Source organism: Terriglobia bacterium (assembly GCA_020072565.1).
Classification (GTDB): domain Bacteria; phylum Acidobacteriota; class UBA6911; order UBA6911; family UBA6911; genus JAFNAG01.
Genome location: JAIQGI010000007.1, coordinates 211022 through 231340, shown reverse-complemented (window position 1 = coordinate 231340; position 20319 = coordinate 211022). Strand labels below are relative to the sequence as shown.

The following is a 20319-nucleotide window of genomic DNA, read 5'->3' as shown; positions in this document are numbered from 1 at the left end:
CTGGTACTGAGTCGCTCGGCGCATCCTTGTTAGGCTAGAATATCTGAGTGTGTCAATACCCAATTATTTGGACTGTCCAGCATGTTTCTCAACATCTCAGCTTCGGGAGAGCAGTAAGCAATAACCCTAGCCGCTGGCGCACGAAACCAAAATCCCCGTTCCTGCAGCACAACTGAGAGTGGATTGAATTGTGAGATTGTGGCACGAAGCGTCTCCACGCGCATGTCCTTGATTGCATTGGCCGCTGCTTCCACCAACTGCGAGCTGACTTCGGGAGCCCCACAGATGTCAAGCAGATGCGCATCCTGTTTGTCAGCAGCAAGGATGGCAAAACCGACAAGCTGGTTCCGACGGCGTGCTGTCAGGACCGTATAATGATTTAGGGGATCCTCGCGGAATCGCCAGTTGAGATATTCTGCACTTCGACGGCAACGAATTACCGCAGCCCCTGTGAGTTGACGATCAAGTGCGGTGAACTCTTCCCCGAAAGAACCTTCCAGCGGTGCAATGTCCAAGGCGTTATCAGGCAGAGATTTATGATTCCGTGTACGTAGATAATAGTTGCAGGGCACGGCAATAAGACGCGAAAGTGTTTTATTGCCGAGGAGCTTGCGCAGTTGCCGGTCAGTTCGCATCAGTCGTGCGTACCCATGCATCTGGCAGCTCTCGGCCATGCCCAGACGCTGGAACGTGGACATTCCCAGAGAATGCGGTGGGCAGTCATAGCAAATCTCGAATTCACCTCTCCTGACGGCTTCAAGGGTACAACGCTGAAGCATTAATGCGGGGCCAAGACTTCGGAAAGCTCGATCAATTGCGAAATCTCCTACTTGGCCGCACAATCGCGGTCGGCCGTCGAGACAGAGAATCTTGGGGAAGAGCGAAGCACAACCGACGGCATTGCCTGACGGACTATCAACCACAAACCACGATCTCGCCACTCCATGGGGATTTGCCAGATAGAGCCATTCGTACCTATGAGCATGTGAAATCTCGGGCAGATTTCTTCCGAGGAGGCTGATCAATTCCTCCCGGTCAGTTTCCAGATCTACCGAACGTAGTCGAAGTGGCATTACTGTACCATAACCACCGTTTGGCGACAGGGCGATGTATCAATTCTATTTTTGCTGTTGGACGAGCGCAAGTTCCCGGCGCACTTCCTGGGCTAGAGATCCCTCGGGATTTAGTTTGAGAACCTTTTGGAGCGTCAGGACGGCCTGTTGCTTGAAACCGAGCAGAGAATAGACGCGGGCTAACTCCAGGTAAGCAAAGTGGTTATTCGGATTCCTCAGAATGGCGCTGTCGAACTCCATTCGTGCCAGCTCAAGCCTTCCGACCCCCTGCGCGTGGTAGAAGTAAATCATTCCCCGGACATAGTGGCCAATGCTGAAATATTGATTCTGTTTGGGATTCATACTGGAATATTGAGGACGATCCAGGAAGTAGGTCAACTGACTCATGGCGGAACGATTGTTACCCTTGAGATAGTCACGTAATCCGGGAAAGAAGTGGAAGTTCAGGATATTGCCCACATCCGGTCCACCATCGATATTGGTCATAGGAGTCATAATGCTTTCGGCGTCGTTGAATATCGAGATCCGGTTTACCTGACCCAAGGCGCCTGCATTGGTTACCGACAGAATCATAAACGCCACTGGAAGAAGTCTCTGTATTGATGCTCGCGTTGGCCTCATTTTTTTGCCCAAGGTGAAAGGTTGAAGGAGTTACGTCGGCCGTCAGATTTCGTCATAGCTCTATGCTGATCCAGCCGGCTGATCGCCGGCAATAGATCAAAAGCAGCATCATGGTGTTTCGAGCAAAGCTGGTGGAACGGCAAGGTCGTCGTAATAGAAGTACCTGGCGGCGAGCGCCCATGAAATGAGCCTGGCCAGAATAGCCTCGTGGTTTTTTCCGCGCTCATAGTGCTCGGAGACGATCTTCTTGATCCCCTTATGGTCAAATATCGTCGACGGAAAAACTCCCTGTTTCAGCAGAGGGTTCAGCAACTTGGTGATCAGGTCGGGCTCGGAACGAAGGTCGTCGGCAAGGCTTTGGGATTCACGACCCAGGGACGGCTGCGTGGAAAAGATTGGAGACACATGCGCCAGGACTTTTCTTTCGATAAACCTCAAAGTCATACCAGCGTATGCGGAAGGAAAGTTTGGATTGATGGGAAGACCGTCGTTGGTGCATGGTACGTGTCGGATGGCCGGAAAGCTGTAGGCTATCATTTTCTTGTAGATGCGCTGTTCCAGCCGGGCACGGGGCGGGATGGTCAAGAGAAACTCTACCAGGTCGAAATCCAGATGGGGCGGACGGACCTCGAGCAGATAGCGATCGATGGAGGTGGTGTGCCAGGTCGAGAAAGGCTGGAGATTGATGAGGTTCCAGGCGTCGGCGATGTTGAGCGGGCGGTCATTGGAAACCTTCTCGAAGCTCAGCGAGAAACGGCTTCGAAGTGCCTCCTCCGTCGTCTTGAGAAAGCCCCCATCAAAGATGCGGCGCGCAGCTGTCAAACGAGGCGCGACGTACCTATTGAAGATCGCTGCCATTGCGGCACCTCTTGTGCGGGCCATAAGGAGCTGCGGCCAAGTGTGCGATCCGCCGAATTCACCGAGGAATCCGGTGAGGAAAATGTCCATGTGTTCTTTCAGGATCGCATGGTAGCGGATGGAGGTTGTGACCGCAAATGAGGTCAGCCCTTCGGTGCGCCACACGATTGAAGGACAATTGGCAAACAAATAAGGTCCCTGATCCGTGAGCGCGTGATGTTCAAGCCCCAGCTTCTCGGCAAGCATGCCCGCGAATCGCACATCACGGCAGGACGGGTGCCCGAAGGTGAAGGCGGGCAGGGGAAGATGGTGGCTGCGGATGCATGCCGCGACCGCCCTGCTGTCGTATCCTCCGCTCAAAAAAATGCCGATCCTCCTCGATCCCCTCATGCAGCGTTCGACGGCACGGTCAAGCAATTTGCCGTAAACAGTAAAGCAGGTAGGCTGATCCAAGGGCTTGGACGCTTCATCGTATCTATAGATCCAGTAGGTGCGAGTATTGAACTCGCCTGCAGACAGGGACAAAATCGATGCCGGGGGGAGCCGCCAATAGCCTTCGAGCCAGGTGCGCTCCATGAAGTGTGTGCCGTAGCAATAACTTTCCAATATGCCGACATCATCAAGCACCCGCTTGCCGGGATCTACGGCAGCGAGTGCCTTCAACTCGGTCGCGAACAGAAGCGTGTTTGCCCGCCGGACATAAAATACCGAGCGAAATCCGTAGCGGTCGGTGCAGATCGTGAGGCGTCTGTCTTTGCAGTCATAGAGAACGATACAGAAAACGCCGTTGAACAAGTGGAGAGCTTCGGTACCCTGCTGCATAAAAAGACGCAAACAGAGTTCCGGCCCCAGAATCCTGCCGGGGGGCAAGACGCGGCGGAATTGCCGGGACAGCTCTTCTGAGTTCCATATCTCACCGTCGAGGAGCAGGGCAAACCTTCCGTCCTCCGACTTCGCCGGCTGGGGGCCGTTCTCCAGAATACCCGGATCCTGGATGGCCATGCCGAAACCGGGGTACACCGCAAGATAATCGACGCCGGGGGCCTTGGGGATCCGTATCCGCTCCAATTGCTTTGCCAAGCAGGCGCTAATGGCTTGCTCGCTGCTCTCCGGACTCCAGATGCCTACCAAATGAGGCATGGCACTCCCTTATTGGGCATCAACGAACGAGCCGTTCTGAAAACCAGAAGGCAGGACGTGTTTCCTTCTCAATAAATCGCGATACAACGTGTCGTAAGCGGCCACCATCCTGCCAAGCGAGAAATGACTCTCCACCCGGTTCCTTCCCGCCGAGCCATGCTCCTGCGCAAGGCGGGAAGTCGTCAAATAGGCTCGGATCGCTTCGTACGTCTCTGATGGATTCCCGGGATCGACCAGAAACCCGGTTTCGCGGTGCAGGACCAGTTCGATATTGCCGCCGACCCGCGTCGCAATCACGGGCAGGCTGCTTGCCATGGCTTCCAGGATCGTATTGGAGATGCCCTCCGAGAAGGAAGGCAGGACGAACACATCCATCACTTTCAGCATCTTAGGGACGTCGTCACGAGGGCCTGCAAGTATCACCTGATCTGCCACTCCCAGTTCCCGTCTCAATCCGTCCAGAACGGAGTATTGGGGTCCATCCCCCACGATCAGGAGTCGCAGGCCGGGAAAGTCCTGCAGAAGGAGGGGCAGAATCCGGATAAGGCTTTCATAGTTCTTGATCGGGTCAAGCCTGCCGACGCCGCCGATTACGAATGCGTCGACGGGAATTCCGTGCTCGACCCGCACGGAGCGCCGATCGACCTCGAACGAAAACCTGGCCGGATCCACGCCGTTGCATATCGTGGCGATCTTTCGATCCGGAATTCCGATGTCGTCTCTGGCGATAACGCGCAGCTCCTCCGAAACAGTCACATAGGCATCAATCATGGGTCCCAGCAGCTTCCTGACCCATTTCCGCTTGCGGCTGCCTTCGCCGATTTCGAGCATGGTCCGGCCATGTTCGCCGTGCACGACGACCGGCACCCCGGCCAGGCGGCCTGCGATAATGCCGTCGATCGTTCCCCAGTTGCGGGTGTGGACAATCAGCGGCTTCAGGCGCCTCAACTCGCGTGCCATCTTCAGCGGCAGGCGCCAATCCTGCCCCTCGTCTTTTCCCAGTTCAATGACCTCCACATCCTGCCGGCGCAGCCTCTTCACCAGGCATCCCGCGCGTGTCACACAAAGGAGTGCATGCTGGTAGCGCTCGCGATCGAGGAAGTTGATCAGGTTTACAACACCATTCTCCAAACCGCCGATCCCGAAGGAATGTAAAACGTGCACGATTCTAACCGATTGTCTTCGAACGGGCCTTCCTGCAGTTCCCGCAACCATCGGGCGCACATCCGCACGCGATGGCACTTCTTGCAGGTGATCGACCGCGGCTGCATTTATCCCTGTTTCAGGTCTCGAAGTTCGCATCATCACTCTTGACTGCAAACAGGAGTGTGGCAGGTGTGGCGACGTGTGCCAGCCAACGCAGGAGCGGAACCGCCCGGATTCCCGAGAGCACGAATTTCGCCAGTGGACCTTTTCGCGAGAGATCCATGGCGTCAAAACGATCGAAGGAGCGAAAGCCGAGCGGTGACAGCACGGAACGCAGACTGTAGAAGCTGAACCAGTTCACCGCCGGATACTTCGCGAAGTTCACAAGTTCCGGGCGTTTCGTCAGCGCCAGCCGCTCGCAGCGTTTCTTCAGCCTGCGCGGATACCAACTATAAAGCGGCAGGTCAAATTCCATCTGCACGGGACAGAGCTTGTTGGTCGTGGATAGAACCATGATGCCGCCCGGCCGCAGCACGCGAGCGAACTCGCCAATGCATGCCCGCCAGTTCTGCACATGTTCGAGGAGTTCGGGCACCAGGCAGACGTCCATGGATTCATCTTCCCAGGGGAGTCTTTCCGCCGAACCGACGCGGAAATCGATTTGCAGGCCGGATTTGGCGGCCCTTTCGATTGCCAGCTCAATCAAAGGGCCGTTGGTATCCAGACCATGAAGCCTGTGTCCCATGCCTGCCCAGATCATCGCTTGGGTGCCGGCTCCGCAGCCGATGTCTGCAACCTCCAGGCAGTTTGTGGGCATATGCCGGTGGGCCAGCAGTCGCAGGATGACGTCGCGCACCGAATAAAAGCGCTGCAGGGTTTGCGGGCTCTGGCTGGCCCGTGCGTAGTACTCATAAAACCCGTCGCGGCCCGGATGGTCCGGGCCCGCATCCCCTCCGCAGGTCGGCGGCATGCTACCGGGCTTAGACAAAACCTCCTCCCTCACAAGCGGCCCGTCTTACCAGCAGATGCCGTCATAGTTCGCTCCGGTTTTCAAGCCGGCCTCGTTGATCCGCACCAGATCAATGATTACATGGTTGTCATTGGTGCACGACTCCAGGGCCCGAGCGAAAACGGGCGACTTGTCCCCGACTATGATCAGGCTCGATTGTTTGAACAGCTGTTCCGGCGCAGATACCATGAGGCGTGATAAGTGAGGGATCTCCTTTTCAATATACCGTTTGTTGGCCCCTACGAGCTTTGCCATGTTGACGTTTTCATCGAAGATCAGCAGCTCCAGACCTTTGCCCAGCAGGCGTTCTGCGAGCACGACGAGGGGGCTCTCGCGCAGGTCATCGGTTCCGGGCTTGAAGCTCAGCCCGAGGAGTCCGATGTTCCGCCGGCCCGTATCCAGAACCGTCTGAATCGCTCTTTCAATATGCAGGTTGTTGCTGGGAAGTATGGACTTGATCAGCGGCATCTCGTACCCGAAATTGCGCGCCTGATACTCCATGGCTCGAAGGTCTTTGGGAAGGCAGGATCCCCCGAAGGCGAAGCCGGGCTTCAGGTATGCGGCCGAGACATTGAGTTTGCTGTCGGCGCAGAAGATCTTCATTACCTCGTGGCTGTCGATGTTCATGAGCTTGCACAGCGTGCCGATCTCGTTTGCGAAGGCGATTTTGAGCGCGTGGAACGTATTGCAGGTGCACTTGATCATCTCTGCAGCTTCGATGGTAGTAATGAACAGCGGCGACTGAATCGAGCGGTACAGGGCGGCGACCCGTTCTGCTGCCGCCTGATGTCGAGTCCCGATGACTGTGAACGGAGGATTGTAAAAGTCCTTTACTGAAGTCCCTTCGCGCAGAAATTCCGGGTTGAAGCAAATGTCAAAGTCGCGGCCGGCCTCTTTCCCTGATTCGGCTTCAAGGATTGGAATCAATGTGCCGGAGACGGAACCGGGGAGAAGGGTGCTCCGGATAATGATCAGGTGGTTTTCACGGTCGTTCTTCAGTGCGGCCCCGATCTGAGCCATCACCCTTTGGATGACACCGCTGTCGAGGCTGCCGTTGCGGCGGTTGGGGGTTCCGACGCAGACGAGTGATGTTTCGGTTTCCCGGATCGCCTGTATGCCGTCGTCCATGACTCGGATCCTGCCTGACCGTACCCCACTCTGGATCAGATCGGGCAATCCTTCCTCAATTATAGGACTCCTGCCCTCACGGAACATCGCGATCTTGGTAGGATCTACGTCCACGCCGACGATGGCGTGGCCGTCCTGAGCCAAGCACGCCGCAGTCACTGCGCCGACATAGCCGAGCCCAAAAATGCTAATTCTCATGTCCAGAACCTTTCTGATATTGAACTGTGCGGTAACAAATATCCGAAAACTGTCTGCCGATGATCTCCCAATCGTTGTTCGCCGAAACAAAGGCCTTGGCCTTCTCGGCCAAATTCCGAGCCAAGGTAGTATCCCGCATGAGCCGTACGGCAGCGGCCGCAAAATCCTCAGGAGTGTCTGCCAGCAGTAGGTGCACCTGATCCGTCACGGAGAGCCCTTCAGCGCCTATGCGCGTGGAGACAACAGGAATGCTGCTAGCCATGGCTTCAAAAATCTTGATCCTGGTTCCGCCGGCAATCCGCACCGGGACAACGAACAGCGAGCTCTCAGCAAGGAACGGGCGAACATCCTCAACCCTGCCCGTGACCTGGATCTTTGGGTTTCCCTCGGCAAGCATTTGCACCCGCTTGCCGGGGCCGCGGCCGACTATCTTCAGCGAAACATCGGGAATCACTCCTGAGATCTGCGGCATGACTTCCCGGCTGAAAAAAACCATGGCGTCCTCATTCGGGCGCCAGTCCATTGATCCGGTAAACAGCATCTGGTGCGGCTTTCGGACTCCGGTGAGGCCGGAAAAGTAGGCGATGTCTACGCCCGTATCGATGGCAAAAACATTCTTGAAGCCATAGAGGTGTTTGAATATGAGCCTGTCGCGTTCCGATACTGCGACGCATGAAGCAGCCTTCCTCGCGGTCCGCCGCTCGAAAGACTCCAGTTTTTTCCATTGATAGAACCAGAAGAGGCGATGCATGGGATTGCGCGCCTGCTGGTAATGCCGCTGGAGGATTTCGGCCTCGACGTTATGCTGGAAGAGCAGCACTGGCACTGAGTCAAGATCGCGCAGATTGATCATGGCATGGAGGTAGTCACAGACAATCAGGTCATAGTGCCCAGATCGAGCCAAGCCGACTACGCGTTCGGATAATTCCGGCGAATAATCCTTGGCAATCCCGAAGGGCTTGAGCCCAAAGAAGTTGCCGGCCAGCTTCAAAAGATATCTCCAGGAATTGATCGAAACGGTGCGAAAGGGCACAGCGATGAAGTTCGGACAAATCGAACGCACCTGGTTCAACAATGACTCATCGGTGCTGGGGCTGACTGTGCAGACGAAGGTCAGGTCGTGGATTCGGGCGAGCTGACGCATGATGTGGAAGCTGCGGATCTTGCCGCCGGCGTCCTGAGGAGCAGGGAGCTGGGTTGCCACGAACAGGATGCGCAAAGAACCGCGGGGATCAGCGGCTTGCTGTTCAGAGTCCATCGCTCTAGTTTTCGTTGTTGCCCGTTGGATGCAGCTTTGGCCGGGCTAGTGAGACCTGGCGCTTTCAATGAGGAGTTCGGACAAGACCGCCAGGCATGCCGGCCAGGTGTGGGACCGTTCGATCCTCCGCCGCCCCGCATCAGCTATCCTGTCTCGCAGGGCGGGATCGTTCAACAGGGCCACGACTTTGGAGGCGAAACCTTCAGGGGAATCGTCCACGAGAAGGTCCTCGTTCTCAACGGCGGTGATGCCGTCGAAGGCGCCGGAAGAAGCCACGACCGGCACGCGCATGGCCATTGATTCAAGCACCTTGTTTTGAATGCCGCATGCGATCCGCAGCGGCGCGATGCTCACTGCGGCCTTGATCAGGTACGGACGAACGTCGGGAACGGGCCCCGTGATTTCAACTCCGGGAATACGAGCGAGATTGCGCACGCGACGGTTCGGGCTGTTGCCGACGATCTGGAGCCGGACATCCGGCAGTTCTCGCCGGATGAGCGGGAGGATGGCGTTGCAGAAATACTCCACCGCGTCCACATTGGGGTAATAATCCATCTGTCCAAGGAAAATCAGAGTCCGAGGATCGTAGTTCCCCGTGGGATTGTTGAAGTAATCGATGTCCACTCCATTCGGGATGACTGTCACGGAAACGGGGAAGCCGAACGTGTCCAGCGTTCGTTTTTCCGCCCGGGACACGACGGTGCAGCAGTTGAAGGCGCGCGCCAGGCGCTCCTCATAGCGCCGGAGCTTGATCCCTTCCATCTGATACCCGAGGGATAAGGGGAAGGCCCGCTGGCGTGCAAATCGGAACCATTTCTCGGAGTCCATGTCCCCGAAGTCCATGACCCGGTAGCAGGAATCATGATCGAGCACATATTGGGCGACCGATGAACAATGCACCCAGAGCATGTCAAAACGCTCATTCTGAAGGATACGGCGGACCCTCTCGCGCAGCCCCGGAACGTAAAAGTAGCCGAGCGAAGAGGGAAGTGGGCTCAGTGCGAAGAGCGCCGCCTGGAGCCACCCTCGGAGCGGTGAAATCAGCGCGGCGTCATATCGATGACAAAATGCATAAAGGCCCTTTCCTTTCTCAAGCTCCTGCTTGGAGCGCGCGATCGACACTACCGTCACCTCATGACCGTGGTCATGGAGCCAATGGATCATGTTGAACGGCCGGATCTTACCCCCTCTTTCAGGCGGATAGGGCAAGCGGTGACAGACAAACAGGATTTTCATGCAGCCTTCTCGACACTGCCTGTTTTCAACAGGGCTCTGTGAGAAACCATAATGACTTCAGGATTCACGAACACGCGCCTATCTGTGCTGTTTGAGTCGGCCTTGTGTGCCCCGTCCTGCCACCTGGTGGACGCTTCGCTTAAAGGCGCGTCCCCTAAGATGACTGATAGCATGAAGCACGCCGAGGGGGCTACGCCAGGTAATTGCCATCTGCCCCCCACCGTTCCCGGCGGTGCGACATCTAATTGCGTTTGCAGCTGTCATCGCCGCCAAGGTGGTTCATTTGGCTGACCTTGTCGAGGTCGATGCCGTGTCTTACAAGCTCCGCAGTGTCAGTACGGTTTCCACGGAGAGCTTCGCGAACCGTTCATCATAGCTGACTCTATGGATTGAAGCGACCCGGTCCTGCACCAGCCAGAGTTGGGCCGCATCCGGTTTGTCGTCGACATGGAGCAGGCCGGGACGCAGCCAGCCATTTGTGATATGAGCGAAACCGGATATTTTGCGACAAGCAGGCTATGATCGGCTTGCAGGAGGCATGCGGCTGCCCGCTGAGGCCTTCTCTCTCACTAGCTGATCGAGGCAGCACGCCAGCAGACGGGTTTGATTTTTCCTCTCATAGCACTGCGCTTTTTCTTGATCAGGTAAGGAGTGGGTGCCGTCTCTCACCTCAGAAAGAAAGGCAGGCAACGCTTCATAAATGGCTTTCTCATCCGCCAGGTCCGCAATGACTGCGCCTCCGACCTCCCTCAAGACCGCAGCGGTATCGCCCTCTTGCGGCGTCAGCGCCAGAATTGGGAGGCCCAGTCGGAGATATTCGTATGTCTTGCCCGGTATTTGATGGTTGCAGGAGGCGGCCTGCAATAATAAGAGAGCCTGCGAATCAGCCGCATCCTGGAGCGCTTCACGGTAAGGTAAGGCCGGAAGAAGTCGTACGATGTCGTCGATCTGCAGATCTTTTATCATGCGCTCGAAGTAGCCTTCGTTACCAGTTGCCCGGAGATCGACAACCAGACTTTCTGGACCTATCTTCGAGTCTTTCTTGAGTGCAGCCAAAGCCCTGAAGAATGATCGCGGATCCCGCTCTTCCGGATAAATCAGCCCGGAATGTACCATTCGGATCGGAGTGTTGCCAATGCGCATGTTTCGAGGCGAAACAAGAGTCTCGAAGTCCTCCTCATCATATCCGTTGGGAATGACGAGACACTTCGCCGAATTGAGAAAGGGATATCGGTTGCGATACATATCCAGGGCGGAGGGAGCTGTAAAGAGGATGCGATCAGCATGACGTACGGCGTGAGTCTCAATCCAGCGATACGTTTTCCTCGTGAGCGGGTCTTTGGGGTACTCATCCTCCGTCATCGAATCTCTGAGGTCAACTACCCAGGGTTTGCCGGTAATTCGATGGAGCAGAAGCCCGATTAGAATCGCGGTTGCAATCGGGAAGGTGGAGAAGATGACATCGATGTGATGCCGATAGATCGCCGTAAGGCCGGCAGGCATCGCTCCGAGCAGCCACGTTACCCACCTGTCCGGCAGAGCCATCCACCGAATATAACGGCCGCCGATCGAAAGGTGCTTTCGCGTGTCCAAGGCGAAAGGCCGGAGAACGGCAATATTCTCCGGGACATTGGAGCTGGAGTCCGTGCGGTCGTAGACCCAGTTCTTGACGGTCAGCACCACCGGCTGCCAGCCTTCGTCCGGAAGATAACGGGCAAACTTGAGCGAGCGCAGCAATCCACTGGTGCCGATCTGCGGCGGAAAGTGATAGGCAATCATGAGCAACTTGCCCATCGTTCGCAGCGCCGCTCGGTGGCACAAATTGGAATCTCTGAAAACCTCTTGCACTGCCTGGGCCATCCCGGCCATGTCCTGTTCGTCGAAATTCTGACGGATCGGCTGAAATGTCAGGTTTTCATGAAGGAAGTCGTCGTCCGGATAACTCCCTCGCGGATGCATGGTAGTGGATTTGAATTTACAGGGACCCGGGGGTGATTACGACGGAGGCGCAGGTATGCAATCAGTGAGGAGATCAGCATGAGTGCCGCGGCGGCGCACCAGCCGATCCTTGCCGTTCTCGATCCAGATCTCTGGCGGGGCGGGATGACTCAAAAATCCCAACGGGCTGGCTGTTCGAGCATAGGCACCGGACTGAAAAACTCCGATCAGATCCCCGATCTCCGCGCGAGGCAGTTCGAGATCGCGAGCGATGACATCGAGCGGGGTGCAGAGAGGACCGACCACGTCCACCCGTGTTTCGGGGAGTGACGTCAGCCGGTTGATCAATGCGACCGGATAGTTGCGCTTGATTGTCTGCCCCAGGTTACCCGAGGCGGCCAAATGATGATTCATCCCCCCATCCACGATCAGGAAGGTCTTGCCGCGTGAGACCTTGATGTCGTTGACCTTCGTGACATAGAGCCCGGCATCGCCGACAAGGAAACGGCCCGGCTCGACTACAAATCTCGTCTGTTGCAGCCAGGGATTGCCGCGTGCGTCGTGCACCAACTCCCGGAGACCTGTCCTGAGCGCATCGAGATCAAGTTCCGTTTCGTGGGAAAAGTAAGGTATCCCCAACCCGCCGCCAAAGTCGATGGTCGACAGAGGGCGCATCAGACGCCGACCAATCCGCACGGCGATATCCAGCGCTTTTTTATATTGGTTGAGAACGACTTCGTGATCCAGGATCTGCGTTCCTGCAAATAGATGAATTCCGCGAAAATCAACCGCCGGATCGGAGAAGATTCGATCTACCAGCAGGTCGGCACTCTCTTCGTCAACCCCGAAGGGAGCGGGCTTGCCGCCCATGCGCATGGCTCCTCCCTGGGCTTCGGCGCCTGGGTTTATGCGTAGAGCCAGACGCGCACGCAGTCCGCGCCGCACGCATATACTGCTGATGCGTTCAAACTCACGCAGGGATTCAACATGAATCTCTCCGATGCCTGCTTCCAAAACATATTCGAGTTCATCCTCGGTTTTGCTTGGTCCCGCGTACAAAATGCGCCTCGGTGATGCGCCGGCAATTATGGCCTGATGAAACTCTCCCGCTGACGCAATTTCCAGCCCACACCCACGCTCCAAAAAGAAGCTGAGGACGGCCTGGTTGGGATTTGCCTTGACTGAGTAATAAATCTCAAAGCCTTCGGGCAGGCATCTCCTCAAATTTTCGAACTTGGTCTCGATTATGCCCCTATCATAGAGGAAAAAGGGAGTGCCGTATCTTTCGGCAATCGTCCGCACGGGTATTCCGCCGATGCGTAGCTCAGCATTCGATCCGCCATAGTATTTATGGACAAGAAAATGCGCAAGGCCTGGAGGGTTCACGCGTTTAAAGAAGCCCTTCCCGCTTTCGCAAGGCCGGATAATCGACCTTGCCGCTGGTTGTCTTCGGCAGCTCCTCCAGGCATTCCACTACCTTAGGAATCATGTGGCGGGGCATGCGCTCGGCGCAGAAAGTGAGCAGTGCATCCACATCCACCATCGATCCTTCTTTCGCAACCACGAAGGCCTTGATGTGCTGGCCCAGGACTTCATCCGGCAAGCCGATCACCGCCGCTCCGCGCACCAGACCGCTCTGGAATAAGACTTCCTCCACCTCGGTAGGGCTGATGCGAAAGCCGGAGGACTTGATCATGGTGTCGCGCCGACCTACGAAGTAAATGAACCCGTCCTCGTCCTGTTTTACCAGGTCTCCCGAATAACAGACTTTTTCACCTTCGCGCAGCTCGGGTGGCAGAAGTGGATGTGTCCTCAGCACTCGATCCGTAAGCTCCGGATGACCCCAATAACCAAGGGATACGGTCGGTCCCCGATGCACCAGCTCGCCGACCTCGCCAGGTTTGCACGGCTGGCCCTGTTCGTTCACTACAAGAATCTCGGTATTCGGTATTGCCTTGCCAATCGACGTCGGGCGCCGATCAAGTTCCTCAGGCGGCAGATAGGTCGAGCGGAAGGCTTCAGTCAAACCGTACATCAGGAAGATTCTCGTTGTAGGAAGTGCCTTGCGGAGCACCGCCAGCACATTCTGCGGCATGGCGCCACCGGTATTCGTAATATAGCGCAGACAGGGGAACTGATGCTTATGCAGAGCGGAGCTGGGTTGGGCGATCAGGCTCCAGAGCGTCGGAACACCTGCCAGCCCGGTGACGCGCTCCTTGAGGAGCACCTGCACTATCTCTTTGGCAAATAAAAAGTTCATCAGTACCAGGGTCGCGCCTTGTTGAATCGCGGTGGTGAGCTGATTCAGGCCCGCGTCGAAGCTGAAAGGTAGGACTGCAAGAATTCGGTCTGAATCACTGATCTCCAGATACGTAGAAACGATGGACGCCCCTGCCATGATCTGGGCGTGCGTCAGCATTACCCCTTTGGGTTTGCCGGTCGAGCCCGAGGTATAGAGAATGGCGGCCAGGTCCTTCTCGATACTCGCCTCAGTTCCGTGCTCCGGGGGCTGGGCCGAACACAGCCGGTCGAAGGAATGAACGGGCAGCAGCTGACCGGATTCGCCGGACGAATCAACGAGGACAGCGAACTCAAGCGACGGAATGCTTGCCAGCACGCGTGAGATGCCCGAGAGTTTGGCGCCGGTTGTTATCAATCCCTTCATCCGGCAATCGTTGGCGATGTGAGCCAACTGATCGGGAAAGAGGACTGAGTTGACGGGCACCAAGACTCCGCCCGCCTCCCATATGCCCAAGATGGCAAGCGCTTGCGGCACCGACGCCTCCAGATACACGCCGACCCGATCCCCCCTGCGGGTTCCGATCTCGCGGAGACCGTGCGCCAGCCTCGCGACTTTCTTCGAAGCCTCGAGATATGTGAGTCGCTGATCGCCGTGTACCAGCGCCTCCTTTTCGGGAAACCGCCGGGCACTTGTTTTCAACATGTGGCTCAGTAGGAAATCCACATCTACTCCTTCAGGTTCAAGGTGGCAGCACCGTCCTTCTTTTGAACGACGAACCTTGCCAGTGACGATATCGATTGGAAGTTGCCGGGCAGGAGTTCTTCGTCAGTAATGGTAAGGCCGAACTTGCTTTCCAGATATCCGACTAGCTCCAGGACCCCCAGGGAATCCACGATACCGCTGTCGAGAAGTGGATCATCATCGAGTATGGATCTCTGGCGGGCCAAAGGAAAGTGCGACAGGATGAACGAACGGATCGCATTTCTGTAATCGTCTGTGGTCATAACCTTCCCGTGATCATGATGCCATGGGCGTGACAGAGAACGATTCTGTGAAACAGGAACTCAACTATCCCGGTCGCCGGGGGTCAGGAACCAGTTCCGGGCATCGGGGGCGCTGCTGCAAATCCCACTCCTGCTTCCGGCAATGATGACCACCGGTACGCTTTCGCGCCGTCGGAAACCGACTTTGCCGAGGATTGAAGAGAGCGTGCCTGTCTCGAGGGCATAAGCATGAATGCTCTGGATGCCACGGCGTCGCAAGCCATCGGAGAGCCTGGTCAGAAGCAACCGGAGACTACCTTCATCAGGATCACCAAAGATGTCCTCGAGCACCGCATGATTTCCTTCACATCTGAATACAAGATAGGAGAGAACGCGTGCCCCTCTTGAGGCAACCAGGACTTCGTAGTGTTTTCGTGGATGTTCCCGGTAGCGCCAGTTTAGTTCCGCCGCGGAGCGCGAGCCGCAGATTTTGAACCGGTCGTGCATCTCGTGATCCAAGATGGTGAATTCCTCCCCAAAGCGGCTCTCAAACGCCACGACCTCGCATCCTCGACCAGGCCTGCTGAGAGTGGCACCCAACGACAGCAATGCATTGCCCAAGGCGCTTAAGCTGCGACCAATAGCCGGTGCGGGCAACACGCGAGCGACTATGCCCTCCACACTGAGGAGTTTTGCGAAGCGACAGAAGCGGCCGGACTCCTGGACATTCATTCTCTTGTATACAGCAAGCATTTCCTGGCTGGGGAAGTCATACGAAAGAGCCACGCACTGCCGCGCTTCTTCGAGACACCTGCGCTGGAGCATCATTGCGGGCCCCAGGCTCCGGTATCCGGCGTCAATACAGAAGTCTCCCAGGACCCAGCAGCGATGAAGCCGTCCAGACACATGGAGCTGACGGGGAAATGCTGCGGCCAAGCCGATGCATTGTCTCGCGACGGTATCGAATGCCAGCCATGCACGCGCTACTCCGGCGGGATGGCTCAGGTAAAGCCACTCGAACGTTGCTTCATCGTAGCTTGGGGCCAGGTTCCTGACAACTAGGTCGATAATTGCGAGACGGTCTGCATCATAGTCCGCAGCGCGGATCTCGAGGCTCACTAGGGGCTCCCCCTTCCGGCTCCGCGGCCGCACACTCAGGACACAAGGGCCGGTCGTACCTCGGGAACAAAGCCGGCCGATTCCACAGCTTCCCCTTCCAGGGCTTTCCGCGTAAGAAAGCGCATGCTCGCGACCACCGCCGGCAGTTGATAAACCAGGTCAAAATATTGCATATCCACAAAAGCCCCGTTGATCAGAAAGGCGATCAGGCTGAGCTGGATCATGTCGCTGTAATTTTTCAACCATTGCAATTGTGGTTGACCCCTGACTCGGCGCGAAATCACTAACAAACTGTGGAAGGAGAAAGCCATCATCATAAGAAAAAGCGCCAACGCGATGAACCCGTGCTCCGCCAGAATGCCGAAGTAGATGCTATGAGAGGAAAAGCGCTTCCCATATACTTCCAGAAATTCGGGGTAATATTTCCGGTATGTTGCGTTGGTGTATAGACTGAATCCCCCTCCGGTTAGAGGTCTGTCGGTCGCAACGCGCCAGCAGAATTTCCATTCCATCAAACGGGCGACGGCCGACTCATCGTCTTCGTAATTGACCGTGGATTGCTGGCGAGTCAACCATCTCTGGGGAAGATACGGGAATGCGGCGATGCCCAGGGCAACCGCCAGAGGCAATACGAGGAACCTCTTCCTGCTTTTCAGGATCAGAAGCAGGAGAATTATACCAAGGGCCAGCGTGCTCCCGCGGGAATACGTGAACATGATGGCAGGTATGGAAAGCAAAAAGGTAAGGCGCAGGCCCAGCTTCAGCCACTTCCGTTTTTCGCCTTTCGAGAGATACCAGAGCATCGGGAGGCACATGTTGAGTGCGAGGCCGATAGCGTTGTTTGCTCCTATGATAGAACTTCCCGGCCCCCAGACAATGTTCTGACCCGAATTGCTGAGCCCGAAAAGCCCGCCCTTGAATCCATAGAATCCAAGGGACAAGGCGACGACCAACAGAAAGGTCCGAAGCCTCGCACGATCGGTGATCAGTACAGAGGTCAGCATTGCGATGAGGATGACCTTGACCATACCCTCCCACTTGTCCCATGCCATTGCCGGGTACAGAGAAAAATAGCTGGAAAGAGTGAACATGGCAAGAAGTGCAATCTGCACGGCATTTTCCCGCCTGCGCAACAGGCTTAACTCCCCTGGCAGGCGGTTGAGAATGAAGCCTGCCAGCAGACTCAAGCCTGCCGCATACGCGATCGGAAATGTCCGGGCAAATGACCATGCGAGCCATTGCGGATAAAAATAGCTGATCCACGAATAGAAAAGGAGGCCGAAGTAGGGGCTGTACAGACCTACAGGCAGGCAGGCAAGAACGAAGGCAATTACGAGATAGTCGCGCATGATTCAGAGTGAGAAGACGATTTCATGATGAGAACTTGTACCAGAGGATCCTGGCCGCGAACCCAGACAGGTGGGGATCGTCGAGCATCCAGTTGCGGCGCAGTTCGAAACGATCTGTCCGTGCTGTGTTAGTGCCGAAGTTTGTTGTGACCGCGGCCTTGAATCCTGCGTCAACGAGAAGCCTCTTGAGGTCCTCCGTATAGTCCTGAGAGGCTCCCGCCGGATAGGCAAACAGTTCGACGGGGCAACCCAACTGGAGTTCAATGGTTGTCTTGGAGCCCATGATCTCTTCCTGAGCCTGTGCGAGCGCAAGGCGGGAAAGAATTGGATGCGATACAGTATGGGCGCCAAATGCGATCCCCTGGCGGTGCATGCTCAGGACGTGCTCCCAGCTCAACATCGTGTCCCAAAGGTATCGGAAATCGCTGATGCCGAGATTTGAAAGGAGCTGATCGATCCGTTCGACCTTTTCATAATGAGGTATGTGGCGCATAAACCACAATATCTCCTGAGCTGCTCGAAGCCGGTCCTCAACAGTCTTCAGCGGGTAATAGGTGCGGCCACCGGTATCGAATGCAATGCCGGATTTCGATGTATGCTTGAACGCGAAGCAGATTTTGTCATTCCACAGAACGTCGTGGCGATCCAAAAAGCCGGTCGTGAGGAAAATCGTGGCTGGGGCGCCGTACTCTTGAAGGATGGGGAAGGCTAGCTCGTAGTTGTCACGATAGCCATCGTCGAAGGTCAGGGCCACTGCATTTCTAGGGATCGGCTCTCCTCTCTCGATATCTCGAAGGAGTTGCCCCAATTCAACCACGCGGTGATAGCGCGTTAGATAGCGTATCTGCTGCTCGAAGACAGTGATCGGAAGACCCGGAAAGAAAGGGTCAGGGTGCGCTGACAAGCGGTGGTAGGTGAAAATCTGGAAGTTTCGAGCTTGTCTCTTTTCGACGTATGGGAAGGTAACTCTTGCTGCACTATCGCGCCTCAGTTGCAAGAAATTGCCGACCCAGCGAAAGACGTTCGCCAATCCCGTCTGATACGAAAACTCAGCCACTGCAGAGAGAACACTCTTTGTCCTCATTTCAATCTGGATGCTGTGCCTGATGCCACAGTTCGAGCATTAGAAAAACCCAGATGTTGTCGCCGAAGAAATTGGTATGGTCGGTTCCGTGGAGCGCAAAGAGTTTACGCAGAAAGGCGGGTCTGAAGTATCCCCGCTGCAGGGACGATTTGCTGAGTAGAGTATCTTGGCTCAATTGGTTCAGGTGCGGATCTTCACGGAGCCAGGCGCTCACGGGGAGTCCGAATCCATGTTTCTTCTTTCTGAGTATCTCCTGCGGAAGGAAGTTTTTGAAGGCTTCTTTGAAAATAAAGCGCTTTTCGAATCCTCTTACTTTCAGATCTGCGGGAATCCTTCCGCTGAATTCGACTAACTCAAGATCAAGCATTGGAAATCGGACCTTCACATTGGCCAATTCGCACATCCGGGTAACCTTCCGGAGATCATTGTCGGTAATTGTAATCTTGAGATCGACATGAAGCAGGCGGTTGAGCATCGATGTGGCAGGTACATCCTCGTAATGTCTGGCTGCCACTTCAAGTCCGGGATCCCCCGTGAGCGTTGAGAGGAAGTCGTCCGCAAAAATCTCGTGGGGATCCACAGTATAGAGGAGGTTATAGGAGAAAAAGCGCATGGGCTGAGGGAGGTTGGAGCGGCGCATGTATTTCCTTGCCTTTCCAAGAACACCACGTTCCGGCACTGGTATGCCGAGAACAATTGGCTCAAGGCAGCGCGTGCGCAGCCAGTGGGGCAAGGTTTGATATACCTCGAAGACCTTGTCCGTGGCATATCGGGTATTACCACCGAACAATTCATCCCCACCGTCGCCGGCCAGCAAAGTTTCAATGCCGGCGTCGTGCGCGAGTTTGGCGCAGTAGTATGCAGGTACCGCAGAGGCGTTTCCGAAAGGCTCATCATAGGCTGATACGAGTTCTGGGATTATTTTGGCCGTGTCCTCGGGACTGACGAAATAGTCGTGGTAGTCTGTGCCAAAGTGACGCGCTGCAATGCGGGCATACTCTATCTCGTTGAAACCGTGCTCCTTGAATCCGATTGAAAAAGTAGGCGCGGGTTTCTGCAGTACCTGCCCCAGCATTCCGCTGACCGTGCTGCTGTCTGTTCCTCCACTCAGAAAGGACCCAACCCCCGTGGTATTGTTTCCGTACTTCGCCTGTGATCGAACAGCCCGTAAAACGTGATCTCGAACTCCAGAAGCGTAATACTCGAGATCCCTTCCGCGTTCCTCCTCATAACTCATGCGCCAGTAGCGTTCGAGGTAGGAACCTTCCCTGGAAAATAACAGAAGGTGGCCGGGCGGCAGCTTCTTGATATCCCGATAAACGGTGTTCGGTGTGGGAATGCAGCTATGGTAAATATATTGATAGATCGCATCGGGGTGGATGTCTCGGGGAACGATAGGCGCCTTGAGAATCGCGTTGATGCGCGAGCCGAAAACCAGGATTTCGCGATCCGCATAGTAATGGAGCGTCCGTACAGCAAACGGATCTGTTGCAAGCAACAAAACTTTTTTGTCCCAATCCCAAATAGCGATGGCGAACACACCGCGCAGGCGCCTCACGCAGTCCTTACGATGTCTGCGATAGAGTTCCGCCAGTACTTCAGCTTCTGGGCGCTGTTCCTGGTACCTTGTCCCGTTAATACTATATATCTCAGCGCTGCATACAATTGTCAGACCCTCTCGGTCAAGGAGGCAACTGCCTGCAGCTGGAGGTGTGGCTCCCGCCTCAAATTGCTGGTGCGCGCCGAGGGCCGCCTCGGCGCGCTGTACCTCCAAACTTGTTCCGCTGCCTGGATGCAGAGGAAGGCTCCTGAGCATCTCACCCAGCAACGCGTGCATTTGTGAGGCTTGAAGGTCGCTTGAAACCAGACCGCAAATGCGGTTCATATCGTTACATTTCCTCTGCCATCAAGAGACCGGAAAAGTTGGAACAATGCAG

Annotated in this window: 17 protein-coding genes; all 17 read right to left on the bottom strand. The window is 55.8% G+C overall.

Annotated elements, in window-relative coordinates:
• Window positions 1-29: 29 nt before the first annotated feature.
• Window positions 30-698, bottom strand: coding sequence for a hypothetical protein (locus LAP85_06360; protein ID MBZ5496009.1), 669 nt, complete (start codon window positions 696-698; stop codon window positions 30-32).
• Between the two features lie 420 nt (window positions 699-1118).
• A complete protein-coding gene (locus LAP85_06355) occupies window positions 1119-1655 on the bottom strand; it encodes a hypothetical protein (protein ID MBZ5496008.1) in 537 nt (178 codons plus the stop codon).
• Window positions 1656-1802: 147 nt separating this feature from the next.
• Entirely contained in the window at window positions 1803-3692 is a 1890-nt protein-coding gene (locus LAP85_06350) for a hypothetical protein (protein ID MBZ5496007.1), read from the bottom strand.
• Window positions 3693-3701: 9 nt separating this feature from the next.
• Window positions 3702-4823 (bottom strand): glycosyltransferase, encoded by a 1122-nt coding sequence (locus LAP85_06345; protein MBZ5496006.1) that lies wholly within the window; start codon window positions 4821-4823, stop codon window positions 3702-3704.
• A gap of 151 nt (window positions 4824-4974) precedes the next feature.
• A complete protein-coding gene (locus tag LAP85_06340; protein MBZ5496005.1) occupies window positions 4975-5826 on the bottom strand; it encodes a class I SAM-dependent methyltransferase in 852 nt (283 codons plus the stop codon).
• Window positions 5827-5853: 27 nt separating this feature from the next.
• Window positions 5854-7173, bottom strand: a complete 1320-nt coding sequence (locus LAP85_06335) for a nucleotide sugar dehydrogenase (protein MBZ5496004.1) — start codon at window positions 7171-7173, stop codon at window positions 5854-5856.
• A complete protein-coding gene (locus LAP85_06330; protein MBZ5496003.1) occupies window positions 7163-8431 on the bottom strand; it encodes a glycosyltransferase family 4 protein in 1269 nt (422 codons plus the stop codon). The genes LAP85_06335 and LAP85_06330 overlap by 11 nt, the downstream gene beginning before the upstream one ends.
• Window positions 8432-8476: 45 nt before the next feature.
• Complete coding sequence (locus LAP85_06325; GenBank protein ID MBZ5496002.1) at window positions 8477-9667, bottom strand: TIGR03087 family PEP-CTERM/XrtA system glycosyltransferase; 1191 nt, start codon at window positions 9665-9667, stop codon at window positions 8477-8479.
• A gap of 315 nt (window positions 9668-9982) precedes the next feature.
• Window positions 9983-10168 (bottom strand): GNAT family N-acetyltransferase, encoded by a 186-nt coding sequence (locus LAP85_06320; protein ID MBZ5496001.1) that lies wholly within the window; start codon window positions 10166-10168, stop codon window positions 9983-9985.
• A gap of 15 nt (window positions 10169-10183) precedes the next feature.
• Entirely contained in the window at window positions 10184-11626 is a 1443-nt protein-coding gene (locus tag LAP85_06315) for a glycosyltransferase (GenBank protein MBZ5496000.1), read from the bottom strand.
• A gap of 36 nt (window positions 11627-11662) precedes the next feature.
• Entirely contained in the window at window positions 11663-12991 is a 1329-nt protein-coding gene (locus LAP85_06310; GenBank protein ID MBZ5495999.1) for a type III PLP-dependent enzyme, read from the bottom strand.
• Between the two features lie 4 nt (window positions 12992-12995).
• Window positions 12996-14549, bottom strand: coding sequence for an acyl-CoA ligase (AMP-forming), exosortase A system-associated (locus tag LAP85_06305; protein ID MBZ5495998.1), 1554 nt, complete (start codon window positions 14547-14549; stop codon window positions 12996-12998).
• Between the two features lie 23 nt (window positions 14550-14572).
• Window positions 14573-14851, bottom strand: coding sequence for an acyl carrier protein (locus tag LAP85_06300; GenBank protein MBZ5495997.1), 279 nt, complete (start codon window positions 14849-14851; stop codon window positions 14573-14575).
• Between the two features lie 60 nt (window positions 14852-14911).
• Entirely contained in the window at window positions 14912-15949 is a 1038-nt protein-coding gene (locus LAP85_06295) for a GNAT family N-acetyltransferase (protein MBZ5495996.1), read from the bottom strand.
• Window positions 15950-15984: 35 nt separating this feature from the next.
• Entirely contained in the window at window positions 15985-17298 is a 1314-nt protein-coding gene (locus tag LAP85_06290) for a putative O-glycosylation ligase, exosortase A system-associated (GenBank protein MBZ5495995.1), read from the bottom strand.
• A 22-nt stretch (window positions 17299-17320) separates the two neighbouring features.
• A complete protein-coding gene (locus LAP85_06285) occupies window positions 17321-18382 on the bottom strand; it encodes a polysaccharide deacetylase family protein (GenBank protein ID MBZ5495994.1) in 1062 nt (353 codons plus the stop codon).
• A 1-nt stretch (window position 18383) separates the two neighbouring features.
• The gene (asnB, locus tag LAP85_06280; protein MBZ5495993.1) at window positions 18384-20267 is read right to left on the bottom strand and encodes an asparagine synthase (glutamine-hydrolyzing); all 1884 of its coding nucleotides are present in this window, start codon (window positions 20265-20267) and stop codon (window positions 18384-18386) included.
• Window positions 20268-20319: the final 52 nt, after the last annotated feature.

Bases quoted from the DNA above. Each gene is read 5' to 3' on its own strand.
- LAP85_06360 (MBZ5496009.1), bottom strand. From the start codon at position 698: ATGTCCACGTTCCAGCGTCTGGGCATGGCCGAGAGCTGCCAGATGCAT.
- LAP85_06350 (MBZ5496007.1), bottom strand. From the start codon at position 3,692: ATGCCTCATTTGGTAGGCATCTGGAGTCCGGAGAGCAGCGAGCAAGCC.
- LAP85_06335 (MBZ5496004.1), bottom strand. From the start codon at position 7,173: ATGAGAATTAGCATTTTTGGGCTCGGCTATGTCGGCGCAGTGACTGCG.
- LAP85_06330 (MBZ5496003.1), bottom strand. From the start codon at position 8,431: ATGGACTCTGAACAGCAAGCCGCTGATCCCCGCGGTTCTTTGCGCATC.
- LAP85_06325 (MBZ5496002.1), bottom strand. From the start codon at position 9,667: ATGAAAATCCTGTTTGTCTGTCACCGCTTGCCCTATCCGCCTGAAAGA.
- LAP85_06315 (MBZ5496000.1), bottom strand. From the start codon at position 11,626: ATGCATCCGCGAGGGAGTTATCCGGACGACGACTTCCTTCATGAAAAC.
- LAP85_06305 (MBZ5495998.1), bottom strand. From the start codon at position 14,549: ATGTTGAAAACAAGTGCCCGGCGGTTTCCCGAAAAGGAGGCGCTGGTA.
- LAP85_06300 (MBZ5495997.1), bottom strand. From the start codon at position 14,851: ATGACCACAGACGATTACAGAAATGCGATCCGTTCGTTCATCCTGTCG.
- LAP85_06290 (MBZ5495995.1), bottom strand. From the start codon at position 17,298: ATGCGCGACTATCTCGTAATTGCCTTCGTTCTTGCCTGCCTGCCTGTA.
- LAP85_06285 (MBZ5495994.1), bottom strand. From the start codon at position 18,382: ATGAGGACAAAGAGTGTTCTCTCTGCAGTGGCTGAGTTTTCGTATCAG.
- asnB (MBZ5495993.1), bottom strand. From the start codon at position 20,267: ATGAACCGCATTTGCGGTCTGGTTTCAAGCGACCTTCAAGCCTCACAA.